Here is a 19303-nt window from a genome sequence, read left to right as displayed (position 1 = left end):
CAAAAACAGGCTCTGAGCGTTCCCCAGCTTCCGCCGACGGCGACCAACGCGTCGCTGCCGCGGACGAGCAGGCCGTTGCGCAGCTCGCCCAGCCCGGTCGGGAGGCTGACGGTGAGATGGTCGTTTCCCTCGTCCCGGGACAGGCCCGACAGCAGCCCGATCGTCGTCCCGCCGACCGATCGGGCGCCCCGGCAGGCCGCTGCCATGATCCTGCCCAGGCCCCCGCAGACGACGTACCAGCCGACCTCGGCGAGACGCCGTCCGACGGACTCGGCGGTGGCGACCTCACGGACGGTGGCCTTGGCCGGCCCGATCACCCCGATGTAGACCTCGTCCCGCCGCATCCGCCCGTCCCGCCGCATCCGTCGATCCTCCCGCCGGTGAGCCGGTCGAGCGACCGCGCGCCGCATCGGACAGCCGCATCGGACAGCCACATCGGAGAGTCCGCGCCCTGCACGTTTCGTCACGTTTTATCGAGGCCCGGCGGGATAGTAGAGACCCTGTTGGGGCCGCCGGCCCCGCCAGCAGGGCCGACGGACCGGATGGACGGGCCGGACGAGACCGGGCGAGAGTGGTCGTGGTCGAGTGGTCGTGGTCACGCAGGTGGGCCGGGGCGAGGCCTCGGGCGAGGCGTCGGGTGGCGGCCGGTACCCGGCGACGACAAGGGTGGGGGTGCAGGTCCGTGGCGAGTAATGCGGGATTCTTCCCGAGGCGGGTCATAGCTGTGACACGCATGTGTAACCGGCAGGCCGTAGCGTAGCCCGCCATGAGCGACGCACGAATCGTGGCCGTCGGCGTCGAGGAGGAATTTCACATCCTCGATCTCACCACCCGTCAGCTCGTTCCCAGGGCCGAGGAAATCCTCCGCCGGCTCGACGGGGACTCGTTCTCCCCAGAGCTATTGAAATCGGTTGTCGAGACGAACAGTCAGCCGACGGCGGATCTGCTGGAGCTGCGGACGAACCTGCTCGATCTGCGGCGGCGACTCGCGGAGGTGACCGGCGAGCTTGGGCTCGGGCCGGCCGCCGCGGGCACCGTGCCGATCGTGGACATGGATCTGCTCGACGTCTCCCGGGACGACCGTTACGAGCAGATGACTGAGGACTACCAGATCGTCGCGCGCGAGCAGCTCATCTGCGGCGCTCAGGTGCACGTCGACGTGGCCGACCGTGACCTCGCGATGGCCGTCGTCGCCTGGACCGCGCCGTGGCTGCCGATGCTGCTGGCGCTCTCGGCCAGCTCGCCGTTCTGGATGGGTGCCGACAGTGGCTACGCGAGCATGCGCACGCTGGTGTGGCAGCGCTGGCCGACCGCGGGGGTCGCCGGGTCCTTCCGGACCGCCGCCGAGTACGACCAGCTCGTGGCGGACCTGATCAAGTCCGGGGTGATCAGCGACCCGGGGATGGTCTACTTCGACGTCCGCCCGTCGGCCCACCTGCCCACCGTCGAGCTGCGCATCTGCGATGCCTGCCCGGACGTCGACAACGTCATCCTCATCGCCGGGCTGTTCCGGGCGCTGGTGTGCCAGGCCATCGAGAAGATTGAGGCCGGCGGCCAGGCCCCGCCGCCGCGCGCGGAGCTGCTGCGCGCGGCGACCTGGCGGGCGGCCCGGTCCGGCCTGGAGGGCGACCTCGTCGACATCCTCGGTACCGGCCCTATACCGGCCCAGGCCATGCTGCGCCGGCTGCTCACCGAGGTCCGCCCGCAGCTCGAACGGTTCGACGACTGGGAGCTCATCGACAACCTGGCCGAACAGGCCGTTGGCCGGGGCAGCTCCGCGCACCGCCAGAGTCGGGCCTTCGCCCGTCGGGGTCTGCTCACCGACGTCGCGGATCTGGTGCTGGCCGAGACCCGCGACGTCCCGCCCGCGGGGGCGGCGGCCGCGCTGGGGAGCGCGCCCGCCGTGTCCGCCTCCGACCAGATTGCGCCGCGGCTGCTCGAGCGCTACCAGCCGACCGGGTACGACGAGATCGTCGATGCCCGCGGCGCGGTCCGTCCCCAGTACCGGGCCGTCATGCGCACCTTGGAACGGCTCGGCCCGGGCATCCTCGACGAACGGGTCGGGACGCGCGAGGCCGAGCAGAACGACCGGGGGATCATCTTCCGGGCCTCGGGGGACTCCACCAGCCGTCCCTTTCCGTTCGACCTGGTCCCGCGGATCATCGCCGCCGACGACTGGACGACCCTGACGACCGGGCTGAGCCAGCGGGTCCGGGCCTTGGAGGCGTTCCTGCACGACATCTACGGCGAGCGGGCGGCCGTCGCCGACGGGATCGTGCCGGCCTGGGTGGTCAACGACGCGCCGAGCCTGCGCCACGGCGGTCGCGCCGCCGGCCCGGACGCCATCCGGGTGACCGTCGCCGGCATCGACCTGGTCCGCGGCGGTGGCGACGGCGGCTGGCTGGTGCTGGAGGACAACCTGCGCGTCCCGTCCGGTATCGCCTACGCCATGGAAGGCCGGCGGCTCGCCGAGTCGGTGCTGCCGGAGCTCGGTCCGCCGGCCGGCATCCTGCGGCTGGACGGTATATCCGCCCTGCTGCACGAGGCGCTGGTCGCGGCGGCCCCGGCGGCGGCCGCGGGGGAACCGGCGGTGGCCGTGCTGACCGGCGGGAAGACCGACGCGGCGTACTTCGAGCATTCCCTGCTCGCCGAGAAGATGGGCGTTGCGCTGGTGGAACCGGCGGATCTGCTGGTCGACGACAACGACGTCGTCCACCGGATCGACGGCTCCCGGCGGTGCCGCGTCGACGTCCTCTACCGCCGGATGGACGAGGACGACCTGTTCGGCGCCCTCGGAGCCGACGGCACCCCGTTGGGGCTCCCGCTGCTGCGCGCGATCCGGGCCCGCCGGGTCGGCATGGCGAACGCTCTGGGTAACGGGGTGGGTGACGACAAGGTCGTCTACGCCTACGTCCCGCGGATGGTCACCTACTACCTGGGCGAGCAGCCGGTGCTCGACGACGTGCCGACCTATGTCTGCGGTGACCCGGAGCAGTGTGAACACGTGCTGGACAACCTCGATCAACTGGTGGTGAAGCCGGTCGACGGGTACGGCGGGTCCGGCGTGGTCATCGGGCCGCGCGCCGAGCCCTACCGGCTCACCGAGGTCCGCGAGCGGATCCTGGCCGATCCCCGGCAGTGGATCGGCCAGGAACTGGTGTCGCTGTCGACCCATCCGACCTGGCACGACAGCCATCTCGAACCCTGCGCGGTGGATCTGCGGGTCTTCGTCTACGCCGGGCGGGAGCCGCGGGTGGTGCCCGCGGCGCTCAGCCGGGTGGCGCCTCCCGGCAGTCTGATCGTCAACTCCTCACAGGGCGGGGGGTCCAAGGACACCTGGATTCCCCGCCGTTAGCCGGTGATTCCCCGTCGTCAACCGTTCCGTGACCGCTACTCTCCGTAGTCTGATCCAGGGTGGCCCGGTCTTCCGTCGCGGGGTGCTCCGTCGCGGGTGCACTGCGGTTCCGCGCGGGTTGGCGACCGAGGGAGTTGGCAACATCGCGGACACTGTTGTGAAATCTCCGTCCTCGAGAGTGAGGTCGTAATCAACGGCTGCGGTATCGGGAAGGAAGCCCCGGGGAATGGATCTCGCCTGACTTCATCGATTGACGGGAGCGCACATGTGCGGGCTGAGTGGCGAGCTGAGATTCGACGGCCGGGGAGCGAACGTCGACGCGGTGGTGCGGATGACCGCGACGATGGTGCCGCGGGGCCCGGACGGCGTGGGAGTGTGGTCCGCCGGCCCAGTTGCGTTCGGGCACCGTCGCCTGAAGATCATCGATTTGTCCGAGCGCGGTGCCCAGCCCATGGTGGACAACGAGCTCGGCCTGACCACGGTGTTCAACGGGTGCATCTACAATTATCAGGAGCTGCGTGACGAGCTGGTCGCGGCCGGCTACCGCTTCTTCTCCACCTCCGACACGGAGGTGATCGGCAAGGCGTACCACCGGTGGGGGAGACGCTGCGTCGACCACTTCGCCGGGATGTTCGCCTTCGCCATCGCCGAGCGGGACAGCGGGCGGCTGATCCTCGCCCGGGACCGGCTCGGCATCAAGCCGCTCTACCTCACCGGGAACAGCGAGCGCCTGCGGTTCGCCTCCACCCTGCCGGCCCTGCTCGCCGGCGGCGGCGTCTCCTCCGACATCGACCTGGTCGCCTTTCACCACTACCTGTCGTTCCATTCCGTGGTGCCCGCCCCGCACACGATTCTGGCCGGGGTGCGCAAGCTGCCCGCGGCGACCGTGCGGGTGGTGGAACCGGACGGCACCTCGACCGACGACCTGTACTGGCGTCCCAGCTTCACCCGCGATCCCGCGCACGCGGACTGGACCGCCCGTGACTGGCAGGACGCGATCGCCGAGCGGCTGCGCCTCGCGGTGCGCCGCCGGATGGTCGCCGACGTCCCGGTCGGCGTGCTGCTGTCCGGTGGGCTGGACTCCAGTCTGATCGTCGCGCTGCTCGCCGAGGCGGGGCAGAAGGATCTCGCGACCTTCAGTGTCGGGTTCGAGGCCGTCGGCGGCGAGCCCGGCAACGAGTTCGTCTACTCCGACGTCATCGCCCGGTATTTCGATACCGACCATCACCAGATCCGGGTGCCGGGGACGAGGCTGCTGCCCGCCGTCGACGCGGCCATCGCCGCGATGAGCGAGCCGATGGTCAGCCACGACTGCGTGGCCTTCTACCTGCTCTCCCAGGAGGTCTCCCGGCACGTCAAGGTCGTGCAGTCGGGGCAGGGCGCCGACGAGGTCTTCGCCGGGTATTCCTGGTATCCGCCGCTGGCGGGTGTTGGGCGGACCGACGCCGTCGACGCCTACCTGCGGGTCTTCGCCGACCGACCGCACCGGGACCTGCCCGCGATGGTGGAGCCGCACCATCTCATCGAGGCCGATGCCAGCCGGTACTTCGTCGCATCCCACTTCGCCCGGCCGGGCGCCGAGACCGCCGTCGACGCCGCGCTGCGCATCGACTCGACGATCATGCTCGTTGACGACCCCGTGAAACGGGTCGACAACATGACGATGGCCGCGGGGCTCGAGGCCCGCACCCCCTTCCTCGACCACGAGCTGGTCGAGCTCGCCGCCGCCTGCCCGCCGGAGCTGAAGCTCGCCTCCGGCGGCAAGGGCGTGCTCAAGAACATCGGCCGTCCGCTGATGCCGGTCGACGTCATCGACCGACCCAAGGGGTATTTCCCGGTGCCGGCGATCCGTCATCTCGACGGGCCGTTCCTGGACCGGGTGCGCGAGGCGCTCACCGATCCGGCGGCGAAGACGCGGGGCCTGTTCCGGCCGGTGTGGGTCCGGACGATGCTCGCCGCCCCGAACGACAACCGCACGATGCTCGGCGCGAACGCCCTGTGGCAGGCCGCGCTGCTCGAGATGTGGCTCCAGACCCACACGGTCGCGTGATCTACGTAGGTCGCACGACCCACGTACGTCGCACGACCGAGTCGCATGATCCCTTGGAGTGACATGATCCGACCCGCGGTGGGACGGCCGGTGGTGGGACGGCCGGCGGTGGCGCGGCCGGTGGTGACGCAGCCGGCGGTGCCGCACACCGTCGACTCCGGGCGTCCCGGCGGCGAGCTGTCGCGCACCGAGTACCGGCCCGCATGGTCGGCTCGCCTTCGTCGGCGATCGCGGCGGCGCCCCCGCGCTGTGCCACCCGGGCCACCCGCGCCATCCGGGCCATCCGCGCCGGCGCGCGTACCCGGGATCCCCGGGCCCCGCACCGGTGACCACCCGCGGCTGGTCCGTCCGGTGCCGTGCGCCCTGCCAGCCCACGACGGCCGGGAACTGTCCGGTTGGTGGTACCCGCCCGCACGGCCCGCGAGGACCGGTCCCGACCCTGCTCCACCTGCACGGCGGCCCGGAGGCGCAGGAGCGTCCCGTCTACAACCCGCTGTTCCAGGCCGTGCTCGCCCGGGGGATCGCGGTGTTCGCGCCGAACGTGCGCGGCTCCACCGGATTCGGCCGGTCGTTCGAGGAGGCGGACCACACCCATCGTCGGTTCAGTGGCATCGCCGACGTCCGCAGCTGCGTGACGCATCTGGTCGCGACGGGCCTGGCCGACCCGGACCAGATCGGCGTCGCCGGCCGCTCCTACGGCGGCTATCTGACGCTGGCGGCGATGGTCCAGCTCCCGGAGCTGTTCCGGGTCGGGGTGGACGTCTGCGGGATGGTTGATCTGGAGAGCTTCTATCAGTACACCGAGCCGTGGATCGCCGCGTCCGCGGTCACCAAGTACGGTGATCCACGCACCGAGCCGGCGTTGCTGCGGGCGCTGTCCCCGCTGCACCGGATGAGCGCCCTCGCCGCGCCGCTGCTCGTCGTGCACGGGGAGAACGACACCAACGTCCCGGTGATCGAGGCCGAGCAGACGGTCGCCGCGGCCCTCGCTCGCGGCGTCGACTGCCGTTACCTGCTCTTTCCCGGCGAGGGGCACGAGATCGCGGATCTGCGCCACCGCAGGTCGTTTGTCCGAGCCGTCGTCGACTGGCTGACCCCCCGGCTGCTGGCCCCCTGACTCCCCGACCTCCTGCTGATCCTGGTTTCTTGCCAAAGATTTGACCCGGTGGTCGGACGCGCTGTTCGAGCTCGCTGACGCTGTGCTGTGCGCGGACAGTCCGGTACGGGTCTGCCAAAGAAAATGGCTCTGCCGGGATTCCGGCGGTGACAGGCCGTTGTTCTTGCAGTCTCTGTTTACCATCCAGACACTGGTCCGTCGACGAGGTCGGGCTGGTCCTAGCCCGGCTCGTGGTGTGCCTGCTCGTCCCCGCCGGAGCGCCAGTCACGGTCGCGGTCGACGACACGCTCTGGTCCGCAAGGACACCACCTCCGCATCCCGGCTGTGGCTGGCCGCCCGCATGACCGAGAAACTGGCCACCGCCATGCCCGGGCGGACGATCCACACGGTCGGCGACGCCGCCTACGCCGGGGACGAGCTACGCACCCTGCCCGTCTAGATGACCTGGACCACCCGGCTACGCAAGGACGCCGCCCTGTACGGGCTCACCCCGCTACGGCCGCACCACCACCGTGCACGCCGCCGCCGTGTCCTGCCTGTGATATGGGGTGTTCGCCACCTGCCCGGTCACCGTGATCCTCGTCCGCAACAACGCAGACCGCGCCGGCACCTACGACCTGGCCCTGGTCACCACCGACGCCCTCACCAAACCAGCGCAGATCATCGAACGGTACGCGGCGAGATGGTCCATGGAGGTCGCGATCGCGGACGCCAAGCAGATCTTCGGCGTCGGGCAAGCCCACAACCGGGCAAAAGCCGCGATCGAGCGCACCGTCCCGTTCGGCCTGACCTGCCAGACCCTGACCACCGTCTGGTACGCCACCGCCGGTCACCACCCCGACGACGCCACCGACCACCACACCCGCGCGCCTCCTGGTACACCACCAAAACCCGCCCCTCCACCGCCGACATGGCCGCCAAGCTCCGCCGCGTCCTCATCGCCGCCAAATATCAACCCACTCGCCCCGAACCATCGACCCCGGCAGAACTCCACACCCTCCGACTGGCCTGGGACACCAACGCCGTATAACCGCGAAAGTCAAGTTCAGGGCGGCCGGATGCTTGGCAAGTTACGGCGCTGGGGGCGCTTGCGGCCGCTCAGGATGCAGTGCGTGACGTGGATGGCCAGGCAGGCAGCGACGAACATGCGCCAGGCGGCGCGCGCTAGCTCCACCACCCAGGCCCGCGCGGAGTTGTCGAGGGCAGGAGGCTGGTGCAACCTTGCTGTACTTCTGTTGAACGGCGCGGGCAAGGGTGCCGGTGCCGGTCAAGAGCGGCTATCCAGGCTGCGGAGGGGCCACCGGTCAGGACCACCAGCTTCGCCTGCTATGAGATCATGGCCCCGTGACCGAACCCGCCCTCATCCTCTGGGACATCGACCACACGCTGCTTGAGATCAAGGGCGTCGGCCGGGACATCTACGCCCGCGCCTACCAGCTCGTCACCGGCAGCCCCATGGAGCAGCTGGCCGACATGACCGGCCGCACGGAGCGGGCCATCATCATCGAGACCCTCCGGCTTGGCGGGATCACGGAGCCGGAGCCGCTGCTACCGGCCTTTTACGACGCCCTGGGCGAGGCGGCCCGGCAGCTCCAGGACCGGATGCGGGGCGCCGGCCGCAGCCTGCCCGGTGCCAATGAAGCCATTGCGGCGTTGATTGCCGAGGATGTGGTGCAGTCCGTCGTGACCGGCAACCTGCGCTCCATCGCCGAAGTTAAGCTAGCCGCCTTCGAGCTCACGGATCATCTGGACTTGGCGGTGGGCGGCTATGGGGACGACGACAGCGACCGGGCCGTGTTGGTCCGGCTCGCGATCAAGCGGGCCGAAGCCGCCCACCAGGTGAGCTTCCCCCGGACCCGGGTGGTGGTGATCGGCGATACGCCGCACGATGTGAAGGGCGCCCACGACGCTGGCGTGCGGGCAGTGGGGGTTGCCACCGGCAGCAGCAGCGTGGGGAACCTCGAAGCCGCCAGGGCCGACGCCGTTTTGCCGGACCTCACCCGGTCCCGCGCACTCCAAGCTGCTGTCCTCGGACTCGTGGGCTAGCTGCCGGGGCCGGCGGTTGCCAGCCGGAACCGCTCGCCGAAGTCCCGCGCCGCGGGCACGGTGCCGAAGGGCTCAAGCCCATCCGCAAATTCCTTGAGGCGCAGGGCCACCCGCTTCGAGCCGATGGCTTCGCTCAGGGCCAGGGCGTCAGCCGCCGTCTGGCAGGCCTGCTCAACGTCACCGGCCCGCAGATGGCATTTCGCCAGTCGGGACAAATAATGCACCCGGTCTCGGACGCGGTGGGGTGCCTGGTGGGTAAGCAGGCCAATCGCCCTGGTCAGCGCCGATGCGGTTTCGCCGGTTTGGCCCAGTTCGAGGAGGCAGGCGCCTTCCTGGGCGGCCACTTCCACCTCGTCGATGTAGGACACCCACAGTGGCTCATCCCGGTGGCCGGCACGCTCGAAGTCGGTGCGGGCGGCATCGAGGGTGCGCCGGCAGCGGTCCTGGTCGCCAACTCCGGCTTGGGCACGGGCCAGCCGCGTGCCCAGCATCGTCTTGGTCAGCGGCGTGAGGCCGGCCGTCCCGGAGGCCAGCGCCGTTTGCGCGAGCGACAGCGCCGGCCCCCGCTGCCCCCGGTAGGTCTCCTGAAGGCCCATGTAGCCCAGGGCGCTGGCGGCCAGGCCCGGTTCATCGCTCTCGTGGGCAACGTAGATCGTGGTGGTGAAATAGCGTCGGGCTTGCCCGTGGTGGTCGGCGTCTAGTGCCAGCCACCCTGTCATCTGGGCGAGCTGGCCGAAGGGAAGCAACCTGTCGCCGGGGTCCTGCGCCACCGTCACCGCCATCCGGGCTACGTACCGGGAGAGGGGCAGGTACAGGCTGTCCCCGCCCAGTTCGTCGTCAAGCTGCAAGAACAACTTGAGTAGCAGTTCGGCGCTCTGGCCCGTGGTCATGCCCTCGAAGGCGGAGATGCCGATGGTGGGGCTACGGGTCTCGCCGGCGGCCAGCGGGAGGCGCCCAGCCGTCAGGCTGCCCAGCAGCGCGGGCAGGTCTGGCCCCGCGGATGCCGGCGGCGGGGCCGCCGCGATGGGTGCGGTTCGCTGTTCCGGAAGCTGGAACCACAGCAGGTGAGCGGGGATGCGCAAGGTCCGGGCCCACATCATGAGCCGGTCCAAGTCCTTGATGGGCGGGCCGGACTCGATGCGGGATAGCTGCACCTGGGAGATGTCGGCCCAGCCGCCGACCAGTTCCTGAGACAGCACCCTGCCGTGCCAAGGGTTGCGGCGGTAGGCGGCGATCACCCGGCCGATGTGCCAGCTAGCCAGGGCGTCGCGCAGTTCATCGGTCTGCCAGAAGTGATCGGGCACCACCGGGGCCTGAAGGCGAAGCTGCTCCTGTTTGCGCTGGCACGGGGCACAGGACCCGGCCGCGTTGTCGCGGGCTAGGCGGCTCCCGCAGGACCGGCAGTAGCGGCCTGATGCCCCGTCCATGCCCCCGACTGCCCCGTTCGTGGTCGTCCCAGTGCGCTCGGCAGCAGTGTAAAGGGGTGTTGGTCACGCCAGGTGGGGAACCGGCGGCGGCACGTATAGCCGTCATACATGGCCCGTCATGGCCGTATCCGTTCCGCCCGCTCACGCTGAGGACCAAGGCGCCCGGGGCCGGGTCTGAGGACCCCGCTCCCCGGCCTCGGGCGTCATCCATCCGTGCCAGGAGGGGAGGAAATCGGTGGACAGGGACACCGAAGGGCAAGACTCCGGGCTGGGGCCGCCGGGCGGCGCGGCGCTGCGGCTCATTGCTGAAGGGCTCGGGGCGGCGTTGGGACGGTTGGAAGCCGCCGGGGTCGTGCTTGCTTGCGACGCGGGCGACCTGCTCACCACCGCTGTGCAGCAGGCGGCCTTGGAGGAGCGAACCGAGGCCGTCACCGCGGAACTGCGCCGGTTGCCCGCCGTCCGGCAGGCCATCGAAGTGGAGATCGAGGTGTTGGGCGTCCGGGTGCTCACCGTTTCGCCGGCCACCCCCTCCCCGGGGCCGGCATGAACCTTCCGGCCAGCACCGCGCCCCAGCCAGCTGCCCACCTGCGTGCGAGCGTCCACCAGTTCGCCGCCGCCACCACGGCCCCGGCCTTGGCGCGGCAGGCGGCGGCCGGGCTGCTGGAGGGCTGGGGACTTACAGATCTTCTCGACACCACGGCACTGTTGATTTCAGAACTCATTACCAATGCCGTCCGGGCCACAGAAAGTTCGGGTGGTAGCTTAAGGTCTATTGTATCCATGCGCATCAGCTGGGCCGCGCGAAGCCTCATCATCGAAATCTGGGATCGTAACCCGAAGCCGCCTGAACTTCAGGTTCAATATCTTGATCGTGAGAGCGGTCGGGGTCTCCACATTGTCGAAGCCCTGAGCCTTGCGGCAGCCTATTACCCGTCGCCCACCGGAGTTGGCAAAGTTACCTGGTGCCAGATTGAGGCACCGGTGCCGTCCGAAGCTGAGGAGTCGGGCCCACTTCTCCCACACCGCCGGCCCACGGTTGCACGTGCCGATCCTGGGTTGGTTTTCGATGACATGGCCGTACTGAAACGGGGGCTCGATGGCCTGCGCGCCATGGACGGCCGCCTACCCCGGAGCGACGCCATGAGATAATAGCGTCATATCCTCGCCCAATACAGCCGTACTTCCGGAGTTTCCTCATGCCGTTTTCCGCAGACCGCTGGATGACCGAATACCCCGCCTGGCTTCCCGCCGATACCGGGGTACGCCGCGTATTTGCGTTGCCGGGCGGCCCGGTCTTGGCGGAGGTTCACGGCGGCAACCTCACGCTCACGGCGCTGGGCGGCGACGAGGCGGAGCCGCTGGCGGATGTCTTCGGGATGCCGGACGGCGCTGCCAGTGAAGTGCCGGAGCTGGCCAAGGAGCTGGCTGGCCTGGGCAACGTGGGCCGCTTCCGCAACCCCTCGCTGTGGGAGGCGCTGGCGACCGCGATCCTGCGCCAGGTCATCCGGGCGGGCCAGTCCAAGAAGCTCTACCGACAGCTGTGCGCAGCCCACGGGCAGCAGGCGGCCCTGCCGGACGGCGACACCTACGGCCTGTTTCCGAGTCCGGAAAAACTCCTGGAGCTGGACGACGAACAATACGGAGAGCTTGGGATCGCTTTCAAGCGGGCAGCGCTCCGGGCCGCCGCCACGGCCTACCTGGCCCACGGCGAAAACTGGAAGCGTCTGTCCCTACCGGCCCTCATCGACGAATTGCAGAGCGTCCAGAGGATCGGCCCTTGGACGGCCGGCGCGGCCGTTGCCGACTACACCAATACCTGGGACCTGTACCCCTACGCCGATCTAGCCGTACGCACGTGGGCGGGGCGGGCTGCCCCGGCGCACCACTGGTTCCATAACGAGCGTGCCTTCGGCGCTCAGTGGCGGCATCTGGCGGGGGAACACCTATCGACCTTGACCCTCCTGACCCTTGCTTGGGGATCGCAACATGGAGACATTGGATGACGGCCCCGTCCTGGGCGCCGACCTGAACCGCCCGCTCGACGCCGTTTTTATCAACGCCCCCTTGCGTGACTACGGCCTGCGCCCACGGGTGAACGACTTCACCTTGCCGGTACTGGGCATGGCCTACATCGCTACCTACGCGAGCAGCCAGGGCTTCAACGTCGGCGTACTTGACGCCGAAGCCTTGGGACTCGGCATCAAAGAGACCTATCAGCTGATGAACAGCCTCGGCCCGCGCTGGGCCGGCTTCAACCTCTTGGCCCCACCTACGAGGTGAGCGCCGAAATCGCCGCCGGCCTGGACCGGGACATCATGGTCATGGTCGGCGGGCACCAGGCCAAGGCCATGCCCAAAGCCATCATCGCCGACCCCCGCTTCGGGGCGCTCGAAGCCCTGGTGCTTGGCGAGGGCGAAACCCGCGTGGCAGAACTCTTGCAGGACAAGCGCTCCCGCGCCGACCTACCCGGCGTGATGTGGCTCGACCCCATCCTTCACCAGCCCGTCACTGGCGGCCAGCCGGGCGCGGGCCACCACCTGGCCCCAGATGTGGACCGCCTGCCCTTCGTCGACCGCCGGTTTCTGGTGGGCGACCCGTACCAGGCGCCAGACGGCCGCGTCGAGGCCAACATGGTCGGTGCCCGCGGCTGCCTGTACGACTGCTCATTTTGTGGCGCCGCCGTCAGCGCCAACCCGGACATCACCATCCGCACCCGCACCCCTGCCGGCATTATCGCCGAGATGGAGGTGCTGCACGCCACGGGCGGCGTAACCGCTTTCCGCTTCGTCGATGATCTTTTTCTCGGTTACGAGCGGTTCATCCGGCAGTGCATGGAGGCCTTCACCGCCGCCCGCCTCGGGGAGCGCTTCGTCTGGGATGCCACCGGCCGTATCAACATCCTGCATCGGGCCGATGACGCCCTGTTGGATGTACTGGCCGCCAACGGCCTGCGGGAAGTTGCTCTGGGTGTCGAGTCCGGCAGTGAGCGGCTGCTTGGGTACATGGGCAAACGGATCAACCCCGATATGACCCGCTCCGTGGTCCGTCGCCTCACCGAGCGCGGCATCTCGGTGAAGGGCTACTTCATCCTGGGCTTCCCCACAGAGACGCGCGAGGAGTTGGCGGCCACCGTCCGCCACGTCAGGGAGCTGTGGGAGGTGGCGGACGGCCAGCCAGGGACTTCCGGGCCTCCGTCTTCGAGTTCCGCCCGTATCCCGGCACGCCGGAGTGGGACCGCATCGTGGCCACCGGCCGCTACCAGCCCGCGCAGCTTCTGGCCTACACCGCCGTTGACCTAACCGTTGGCGGCCTTGACGAAGCCATGCGCGGGCGCGACGAGTTCAACTTCTCGGTCAACATCCGGTTCGGGGAAGCCACCGTAGATGAGGTGCGGGCCGCCCTGGTGGAGCTGTCCCGCGAGCAGCACGCCCGTTCCAGCGTCCGCCGATGACTACCGGCTTTTTCCTCGCCATCGACGGCCCCAGCGGCATCGGCAAGAGCACGGTCACGGCCGCCCTGGCCCGGCAACTCGCCGGCGCCGGGCTGCCGGTGCTGGCGACCAAGGAGCCCACCGCCAGCCCCCTGGGCAGCCTGACCCGCTTCGGTACTGACGACTACCAGGAGATCACCCTCGCCTGCCTGGTGGCGGCCGACCGCTACCAGCACCTTGAAATGGAGATCCGCCCGGCACTGGCAGCTGGCACTGTCGTGGTGTGCGACCGATATGCGGCGTCTTCCCTGGTGCTTCAAGGCCTCGACGGCGTGCCCGCCGACTTCCTATGGACGTTGGCGGCCGCGGCCGACCGGCCCGATCTGACGGTCATCCTCGCGGGCGACCCCGTCCGCTCCCGCGAACGGGCGGCCCAGCGCGGCCTCTACAGCCGCTTCCACCGTGGCGGCCCGGAGGCCGGTGCAGCCGAAGCAGATGCCTACCGGACCGTTGCCGCCGAGATGGAAGCTGCCGGCTACGCCGTGCTGTGCCACGACATCGGGGCTCAGACGGGGGAGGAAGTGGCCGCCGTACTGGCGGCGTCTGTGCTCTCCCGGCTGGAGGGCACCCGTACCGCTTCTTGAGCGGCCCGTACCAAGGAGTCGTACGTCTCCACCGTGCGTACGGCTTCCACCCCCAGCGACGCCACGAAGGCCGCCAACTCCTCCTGCACGGCGGCGGCCGGCGCGTCGTCGGGCACCATGCGTTCCAGCTCCAGGAACGTCCCGACCCCTTCCAGCTCATCCAGGCACAACGAAACCTCGCCATGCCGGCCGGTCCGCCGGAACTTGGCAACCCGGACCGTCGCCCAGTAGCCCATGCGAAGGATCGCCTCGTGCATCTGCTGGCGGTCCGCCACTTCCGTCTCGTACTCCAAGCAGTCCTGGGCGTTGGCGCCCGGCTGCTTGAGGGCGAACCAGTGGCGGCCGTTCACCGTGCGCAGCCGCAGGAATGACACGCCAAGCTTGCTGTCTCCGAAGGACCAGCCGAGCGGGGCGAAGGCCTGGTCGTCCTGGTACACCGCCTCGCCGAGGTTGATACCCCGCCCACTGAGCGCGCCAAGCACTGCCTCCAGGTCCGACACGGAATACTTGACTTCAACCTCGCGCACAACGTCTCCCTATAGGTCATGAGGTAGCAGGCAAAATTGTAACGGAACCCCGATGCTGCCTATGAGGGAGCCCGAGGGGAACGGTCAATGCTGGACCAGCTTGATAACCGTCCCCAGATGGTTGTGTGTGGAATAACTTGGCGCGCGGGGCAGCTGTCTTGCGGCAACCTAAGAATTCGTAATGAATTAATTAATGCAAGCCAATATGTGTCTTCGCAGGTCACGGGCTCGCGAAGACCCCGAAGTGAACAATTTATTTCATTCCGAATCCTAAGCACTCACAATATAATTGGCTTAGTGAATAACTAGAGTTTCGCAGTTTTCTTGATTGCTCTGCGATGGGCATTAAAGCACGTTGATTTAATCCATTGACCGGATGGTGGTGTCCGGGTGTGGCACGGCTGCGGCGTGCCGGTAAGGGAAGCAGGCTGCCCGACGGGCTGGTGGCGGGAGCATCGGCGCTTCCTAAACCAGCTCGAAAAAGTGGACGCCGATGCTCCCAGATCTCACTGTACCGTCTTCCCTGGCCGTTCTTCTGGCCGTGTTTCACCGCGCCGACGTTCCAGGTGTTCCGTGCGCTGGCCTGCGGGATGCTCGCCGCGACCGGCCGGCGGACGGTGTGCGGGATGCTCGTGGGCGCGGGGCTGTCGCGGGTGTGGCCGCACGACCGGGCGCACCGGTTCTTCATAGTGATCGCCGGGCTGAGCACGTGAAGCCCCTGGGCGACGAAGCCCGGATCGGCGCGACGATTGAGCCAGGCCCCGGACCGATGCGGCTTGAGGTCGGGTGGCCCAAGGATGCGAATCCCCTGGGCCACCCGATCTCAGAGTCGGCGGGTGAAGTGGAAGGCCGCGATCGTGAAGCCGGTCCGCAGGTAGAGCCGGTGCGCCTCGTAGCGGTGGGTGCCGGCGTCGAGATGGATATGTTCGCAGCCGAGCCGGCGCGCCTCCCGTTCACTCCAGGCGAGCAGCCGGGTGGCGTGCCCCCGCCCCCGCGCCGCCAGGATCGTGGACAGGTCGTCGATGACCAGATGCCGCCCGTAGGCGAGCGAGGTCACCTGCCGGAATCCGACCGCCGCGACCACCCGTCCCAGCTCCCCGTCCCACGACGCGACCAGGCGGTATCCCTCGGGGCGCTGGACCTCGTTGACGAGCTTGACGAACCCGGTGGAGGTCAGATGCGGCCGAAGCTGCCGCATGGGGTCGAACGCCAGCCAGGTACGATCCGCCTCCAGCTCCTCGATCTTCACATACCGTATTCTTGCAGCTTCACCAGGTGAGCCGATGTCCCCGGACGGGTGGAGCGCTCAGAACCAGCCGCGGCGGCGGCCCAGGTGCTCCAGCTGCTGGTGGAGCAGCCCGGCGAGCTGGTGCCGGTCGGTGTCGTGGTGGCCGAGCCGGAACCGGCTGAGCTCGTCGCCGCCGGAGGACAGCAGCCCGCCGCGGCGGTCGGCCTCCAGGACGACGTCCACCCCGGAGCCGTCGACGAGGAAGATGACTTCCAGTTCGGAGATGCGCCGGGCGTACTCGCCCGACGGCTTCAGCTCGATCTCCTGGTAGAAGAGCAGGTCGGAGCCGTGTAGGCGGCCCTTCTCGACGTCGGCGGACCTGAAGTGGAAGCCGAGGTCACCGAGGGAGGTGAGCACCGCCTCCTGGACGGGCAGCGGGTGCACGTTCACCGCGTCGAGGTCACCCGGGTCCACCGCCCCGGGGATGGCCAGCTTGGTCCGCACCCCGATCTTCATCCCGTGCAGGTGCCACCCGCCGATGTCGGTGATCGGGGTCTGCCACGGCACGGGCAGCTCGAAGCGGCCGCTGATCTGCTGCTCCGGGTGGATAGTGAAGTCGCCGCCGATCTGCTGGGTACCGAAGGTGATCTGCTCGTGCCAGGTCGAGTCGTCGGTCTCGACCTCGACGGTCGCCTCGAGCGTGACGAGGACCTTCTCGATCTTCTGCTCGACCTTGCCGCCGGTAACGGTGGTCAGACCGGTCACGACCTGGCCCGGCAGGGTCTCCGGACGGTCCAGCACGGTCTCGACCTCGGCCCCGCCCACGCCGAGCCGCGACATGAACCGCTTCATCCCCATGGGTGCCCGTCCTCTTCCATTCCCATTCTCGTGTGTGCGTAGGACACGTTCTCACATCCGCAGGACGACTGGATCGCCGGAACCGCTCCCGGGTCGGCAGGGTGACAGCGGGCGGGGCGCGTCAACGGGCCGGTGGCGCGGATGGGGTACGGCGTCCGGCTTCGGGGCGAACCGGTACCATATCCGCTTCGTGACCTGCATCGTCGGGGTACAGCAGGACGGCCGGGTCGTGATCGGTGGGGACAGCGCCGGTGTCGCCGGCTGGTCTATCACTGTCCGTGCGGATACCAAGGTATTTCGTAACAGTGAGTTCATTATGGGGTTCACTGATTCGTTCCGGATGGGCCAGCTGCTCCGCTACAGCCTCGTGCCCCCGGTCCCGCAGGACTGGGATCTCGATCGGTTCATGGCGACGGACTTCATCGCGGTGGTCCGGGACTGCCTGCGCGACGGCGGCTTCGCCCGCAACGACTCCGGCAATGAGAGCGGCGGGCTGTTCCTGGTCGGCGTCCGCGGACACCTCTACCGCATCGACTCGGACTACCAGATCGGCCGCAGCGTGGACGACTACTACGCGGTCGGCAGCGGCGACGAGTACGCCTGCGGCTCGCTGCACAGCACCCGGGGCCTCGACCCGAAACAGCGGGTCCGGATGGCGCTGGAGGCCGCGGCCCACCACTCGACCGGGGTGTGCCCGCCGTTCCACATCATCTCCTCCGACGACATCTCCTCCGACGACGTGACCACCTACGACGCCCCGGACTGACCGGACGCCTCGGACTGGCCGGACAGCGGTCAGCGGTGGAGCCGTTCCGCGGCCAGTGCGGCGAAGGCCGACGTGCCGGCGAGCGGTTCGAAGCGTTGCGCGGCGGCGGTCAACGTGCCGTACTCGTCCTCAGTGAGCGTGATGTCGGCCGCGGCGGCGTTGCTCTCCACCTGGGCGACGCTGGACGCCCCCGGGATCGCGACGACCGACGGATGATGGATCGCCCAGGCCAGCGCGATCTGGGCGGGGGTGGCGTCGTGCGTGGCGGCGACCTCGCGTAGGACGTCGAGCAGCGGGGTGGCGCGGGCCAGGTTCTCGGTGAGGAACAGCGGGTTTATCGCGCGGATCCGCCCGGTCGGGCGGTTCGTGACGTCGTAGCGGCCCGAGAGCAGCCCCTGGCTCAGCGGGCTCCAGGCGATCACGACCCGGGACTCCCGGGCGGCGAACGCCAGCAGCTCCTCGCCCCGCCTGCGCCGAACCAGGCTGTACTCGACCTGGTTGGACAGGATGGGCGCGCCGAGCGCCGCCTCGGCGTCCTGCCAGCGGGTCAGCGAGTAGTTGCTGACCCCGACGTCCCCGACGAGGCCGATGGTGCGCAGCGCCGCCATCCCGCGCATCGTCTGGCCGTCCCTGATCACCGGATTGGGCTGGTGGACCTGGTACAGGTCGATGCGGTGCACCCCGAGCCGGTTCGCGCTCGCGACCGCCCGCTGCTCGACGATCGGAGCCAGCGGGAGCACGGGGAACAGCTTCGTCGCCACATACGCCCGGTCCAGCGCGTCCGGGATCCCGGCCAGCGCCGAGCCGAGGATGCGTTCGCTGCGCCCCATCCCGTAGATCTCGGCGGAGTCGAACAGCGTCACCCCGAGTTCGAGGGCCCGGCGCACGATGCGCCCGGCCTCGGTGTCGGCGTAGCTCGCCCCGTACCCCCACTCCCTGGACCCGAACTGCCAGGTTCCGAGGCCGATCTTGGATATCTTCTTACTGCTGGCTGTCGTGATGCCCTCGACGTAGCGCATCTGTCCAGTGAACGCCCGACCGTGCCGGGGCGCGAGAGGAGCGTCACCGGTAGCCGCTCCGATGCCGGTGTCGTCGGGGGATCGTCTTGTCCGCGAATCGTCTTGTCCGGGGATCGACAGCGTTCCCGGCGCCGACGTGTTCGGCTGTACCCTCCGGCAGCTGCTAGTTTGCCGGCAGTCCGGTTCGTGCGGATGCGGGCGGGTGCCGGCTGGCCGGTTGGGCACGGTAATGCCGGTAGGTAATGGTTGTGCCGGTCCGTCACGGAACGCCAGGTGGAGGGAGCGTGTTGGTCACCCAGTTCAGTCGAGGGCAGAAGGCGCAGCTGTCGACGATCACCCCGGGCACCGACCTGTACGTCGGGATCCAGATCAATGCGCCGGGGGAGTGGGACATCTCCTGCTTCGGCCTGGACGGCGCCGATCGCCTCACCGACGACCGCTACTTCGTCTTCTTCAACCAGCCGGCGTCGCCGGAGAAATCCATCCAGCTCCTCGGGCCGCAGGCCGGCGACAGTCAGGCGTTCCGGGTCACCCTTGACCAGGTGCCTGCCTCGATCGGCCGGCTGTCGTTCTGCGCCGCCCTCGACGGTGCCGGTAGCGCCTCGGCGATCTCGTCGGGGTACCTGCGGATCGTCGTCGCGGGAACCGAGGTGCTGCGCTACTCCTTCACCGGCGCCGACTTCACCAGCGAGCGCGCCGTGATGATCGCCGATATCTACCGCAAGGGCGTGTGGCGGATCGCCGCCGTGGGCCAGGGGTTCCAGGGGGGACTGGCCGAGCTCATCCGCTCTTACGGCGGTGAGGTCGCCGACGAGGCGCCGCCGCCGGCCCCCGCC

At 69.1% G+C, this 19303-nt stretch carries 21 protein-coding genes; 15 read left to right on the top strand and 6 right to left on the bottom strand.

Annotated features, from left to right (window positions below; translation table 11 throughout):
• A partial coding sequence (locus AC08OJ_RS10400; RefSeq protein WP_476595620.1) for an SLOG cluster 4 domain-containing protein occupies positions 1–362 on the bottom strand: 362 nt, incomplete at its 3' end.
• Between the two features lie 404 nt (positions 363–766).
• On the opposite strand from AC08OJ_RS10400, the gene AC08OJ_RS10395 reads away from it, so the two are divergent.
• From AC08OJ_RS10395 to AC08OJ_RS10375, 5 genes are all read left to right on the top strand, one after another.
• Positions 767–3355 (top strand): glutamate--cysteine ligase, encoded by a 2589-nt coding sequence (locus tag AC08OJ_RS10395; protein WP_476595619.1) that lies wholly within the window; start codon positions 767–769, stop codon positions 3353–3355.
• 265 nt (positions 3356–3620) lie between these two features.
• Complete coding sequence (locus AC08OJ_RS10390; RefSeq protein WP_476595618.1) at positions 3621–5405, top strand: N-acetylglutaminylglutamine amidotransferase; 1785 nt, start codon at positions 3621–3623, stop codon at positions 5403–5405.
• 325 nt (positions 5406–5730) lie between these two features.
• Positions 5731–6522 (top strand): alpha/beta hydrolase family protein, encoded by a 792-nt coding sequence (locus AC08OJ_RS10385; protein ID WP_476592607.1) that lies wholly within the window; start codon positions 5731–5733, stop codon positions 6520–6522.
• Between the two features lie 235 nt (positions 6523–6757).
• Entirely contained in the window at positions 6758–6961 is a 204-nt protein-coding gene (locus AC08OJ_RS10380) for a hypothetical protein (protein WP_476595617.1), read from the top strand.
• 905 nt (positions 6962–7866) lie between these two features.
• The gene (locus AC08OJ_RS10375) at positions 7867–8568 is read left to right on the top strand and encodes an HAD family hydrolase (protein ID WP_476592608.1); all 702 of its coding nucleotides are present in this window, start codon (positions 7867–7869) and stop codon (positions 8566–8568) included.
• Here AC08OJ_RS10375 and AC08OJ_RS10370 read toward each other — a convergent pair.
• Complete coding sequence (locus AC08OJ_RS10370; RefSeq protein ID WP_476595616.1) at positions 8565–9872, bottom strand: DNA-binding protein; 1308 nt, start codon at positions 9870–9872, stop codon at positions 8565–8567. The two genes, AC08OJ_RS10375 and AC08OJ_RS10370, sit on opposite strands and share 4 nt — an antisense overlap.
• Positions 9873–10230: 358 nt before the next feature.
• Between AC08OJ_RS10370 and AC08OJ_RS10365 the strand changes: the two genes are divergently transcribed.
• From AC08OJ_RS10365 to tmk, 7 genes are read left to right on the top strand one after another with little or no spacing between them, the layout of a single operon-like run.
• Positions 10231–10542, top strand: a complete 312-nt coding sequence (locus AC08OJ_RS10365; protein ID WP_476595615.1) for a hypothetical protein — start codon at positions 10231–10233, stop codon at positions 10540–10542.
• Positions 10539–11144 (top strand): ATP-binding protein, encoded by a 606-nt coding sequence (locus AC08OJ_RS10360; protein WP_476592611.1) that lies wholly within the window; start codon positions 10539–10541, stop codon positions 11142–11144. Before AC08OJ_RS10365 ends, AC08OJ_RS10360 begins: the two co-directional genes overlap by 4 nt.
• Before the next feature lie 47 nt (positions 11145–11191).
• Positions 11192–11998 carry a DNA glycosylase family protein gene (locus tag AC08OJ_RS10355; protein WP_476592612.1) on the top strand — a complete coding sequence of 269 codons (807 nt, stop codon included), beginning with the start codon at positions 11192–11194 and terminating at the stop codon, positions 11996–11998.
• Positions 11982–12275: a hypothetical protein gene (locus tag AC08OJ_RS10350; protein WP_476592613.1), complete on the top strand. Its 294-nt coding sequence runs from the start codon at positions 11982–11984 to the stop codon at positions 12273–12275. Before AC08OJ_RS10355 ends, AC08OJ_RS10350 begins: the two co-directional genes overlap by 17 nt.
• Positions 12272–13294 (top strand): B12-binding domain-containing radical SAM protein, encoded by a 1023-nt coding sequence (locus AC08OJ_RS10345; protein WP_476595614.1) that lies wholly within the window; start codon positions 12272–12274, stop codon positions 13292–13294. The genes AC08OJ_RS10350 and AC08OJ_RS10345 overlap by 4 nt, the downstream gene beginning before the upstream one ends.
• A gap of 23 nt (positions 13295–13317) precedes the next feature.
• Complete coding sequence (locus AC08OJ_RS10340) at positions 13318–13446, top strand: hypothetical protein (RefSeq protein WP_476592615.1); 129 nt, start codon at positions 13318–13320, stop codon at positions 13444–13446.
• On the top strand, positions 13443–14069 hold the full coding sequence (gene tmk / locus AC08OJ_RS10335) for a dTMP kinase (RefSeq protein WP_476592616.1): 627 nt from the start codon (positions 13443–13445) through the stop codon (positions 14067–14069). The genes AC08OJ_RS10340 and tmk overlap by 4 nt, the downstream gene beginning before the upstream one ends.
• Here the strand turns inward: tmk and AC08OJ_RS10330 are convergent.
• The gene (locus AC08OJ_RS10330; RefSeq protein WP_462203530.1) at positions 13991–14596 is read right to left on the bottom strand and encodes a class IV adenylate cyclase; all 606 of its coding nucleotides are present in this window, start codon (positions 14594–14596) and stop codon (positions 13991–13993) included. The two genes, tmk and AC08OJ_RS10330, sit on opposite strands and share 79 nt — an antisense overlap.
• Before the next feature lie 566 nt (positions 14597–15162).
• On the opposite strand from AC08OJ_RS10330, the gene AC08OJ_RS10325 reads away from it, so the two are divergent.
• On the top strand, positions 15163–15309 hold the full coding sequence (locus AC08OJ_RS10325; protein ID WP_476595613.1) for a hypothetical protein: 147 nt from the start codon (positions 15163–15165) through the stop codon (positions 15307–15309).
• A gap of 110 nt (positions 15310–15419) precedes the next feature.
• On the opposite strand, the gene AC08OJ_RS10320 is transcribed toward AC08OJ_RS10325, so the two are convergent.
• Together AC08OJ_RS10320 and AC08OJ_RS10315 are read right to left on the bottom strand one after the other, a co-directional pair.
• Entirely contained in the window at positions 15420–15845 is a 426-nt protein-coding gene (locus AC08OJ_RS10320) for a GNAT family N-acetyltransferase (protein ID WP_011437295.1), read from the bottom strand.
• Positions 15846–15902: 57 nt separating this feature from the next.
• The gene (locus AC08OJ_RS10315) at positions 15903–16682 is read right to left on the bottom strand and encodes a sporulation protein (protein WP_476592618.1); all 780 of its coding nucleotides are present in this window, start codon (positions 16680–16682) and stop codon (positions 15903–15905) included.
• A gap of 190 nt (positions 16683–16872) precedes the next feature.
• Here AC08OJ_RS10315 and AC08OJ_RS10310 point away from each other — a divergent pair, with 190 nt between their 5' ends.
• Positions 16873–17448 (top strand): Ntn hydrolase family protein, encoded by a 576-nt coding sequence (locus AC08OJ_RS10310; RefSeq protein WP_476592619.1) that lies wholly within the window; start codon positions 16873–16875, stop codon positions 17446–17448.
• 29 nt (positions 17449–17477) lie between these two features.
• Here the strand turns inward: AC08OJ_RS10310 and AC08OJ_RS10305 are convergent, their stop codons facing one another.
• On the bottom strand, positions 17478–18467 hold the full coding sequence (locus tag AC08OJ_RS10305) for an aldo/keto reductase (RefSeq protein WP_462203528.1): 990 nt from the start codon (positions 18465–18467) through the stop codon (positions 17478–17480).
• A 287-nt stretch (positions 18468–18754) separates the two neighbouring features.
• Here AC08OJ_RS10305 and AC08OJ_RS10300 point away from each other — a divergent pair.
• Positions 18755–19303, top strand: a 549-nt coding sequence (locus AC08OJ_RS10300; RefSeq protein WP_476595621.1) for a TerD family protein, incomplete at its 3' end; no start/stop codon positions are given.

The organism is Frankia sp. CgKIO3 (assembly GCF_977946435.1).
This window is presented reverse-complemented; position numbering and strand designations above follow the sequence as displayed.

Excerpts from the sequence above, each read along its gene's own strand:
- AC08OJ_RS10350 (WP_476592613.1), top strand. The coding sequence starts at position 11,982 with ATGGAGACATTGGATGACGGCCCCGTCCTGGGCGCCGACCTGAACCGC.
- AC08OJ_RS10305 (WP_462203528.1), bottom strand. The coding sequence starts at position 18,467 with ATGCGCTACGTCGAGGGCATCACGACAGCCAGCAGTAAGAAGATATCC.
- AC08OJ_RS10390 (WP_476595618.1), top strand. The coding sequence starts at position 3,621 with ATGTGCGGGCTGAGTGGCGAGCTGAGATTCGACGGCCGGGGAGCGAAC.
- AC08OJ_RS10315 (WP_476592618.1), bottom strand. The coding sequence starts at position 16,682 with ATGGGGATGAAGCGGTTCATGTCGCGGCTCGGCGTGGGCGGGGCCGAG.
- tmk (WP_476592616.1), top strand. The coding sequence starts at position 13,443 with ATGACTACCGGCTTTTTCCTCGCCATCGACGGCCCCAGCGGCATCGGC.
- AC08OJ_RS10360 (WP_476592611.1), top strand. The coding sequence starts at position 10,539 with ATGAACCTTCCGGCCAGCACCGCGCCCCAGCCAGCTGCCCACCTGCGT.
- AC08OJ_RS10355 (WP_476592612.1), top strand. The coding sequence starts at position 11,192 with ATGCCGTTTTCCGCAGACCGCTGGATGACCGAATACCCCGCCTGGCTT.
- AC08OJ_RS10395 (WP_476595619.1), top strand. The coding sequence starts at position 767 with ATGAGCGACGCACGAATCGTGGCCGTCGGCGTCGAGGAGGAATTTCAC.
- AC08OJ_RS10340 (WP_476592615.1), top strand. The coding sequence starts at position 13,318 with ATGCGCGGGCGCGACGAGTTCAACTTCTCGGTCAACATCCGGTTCGGG.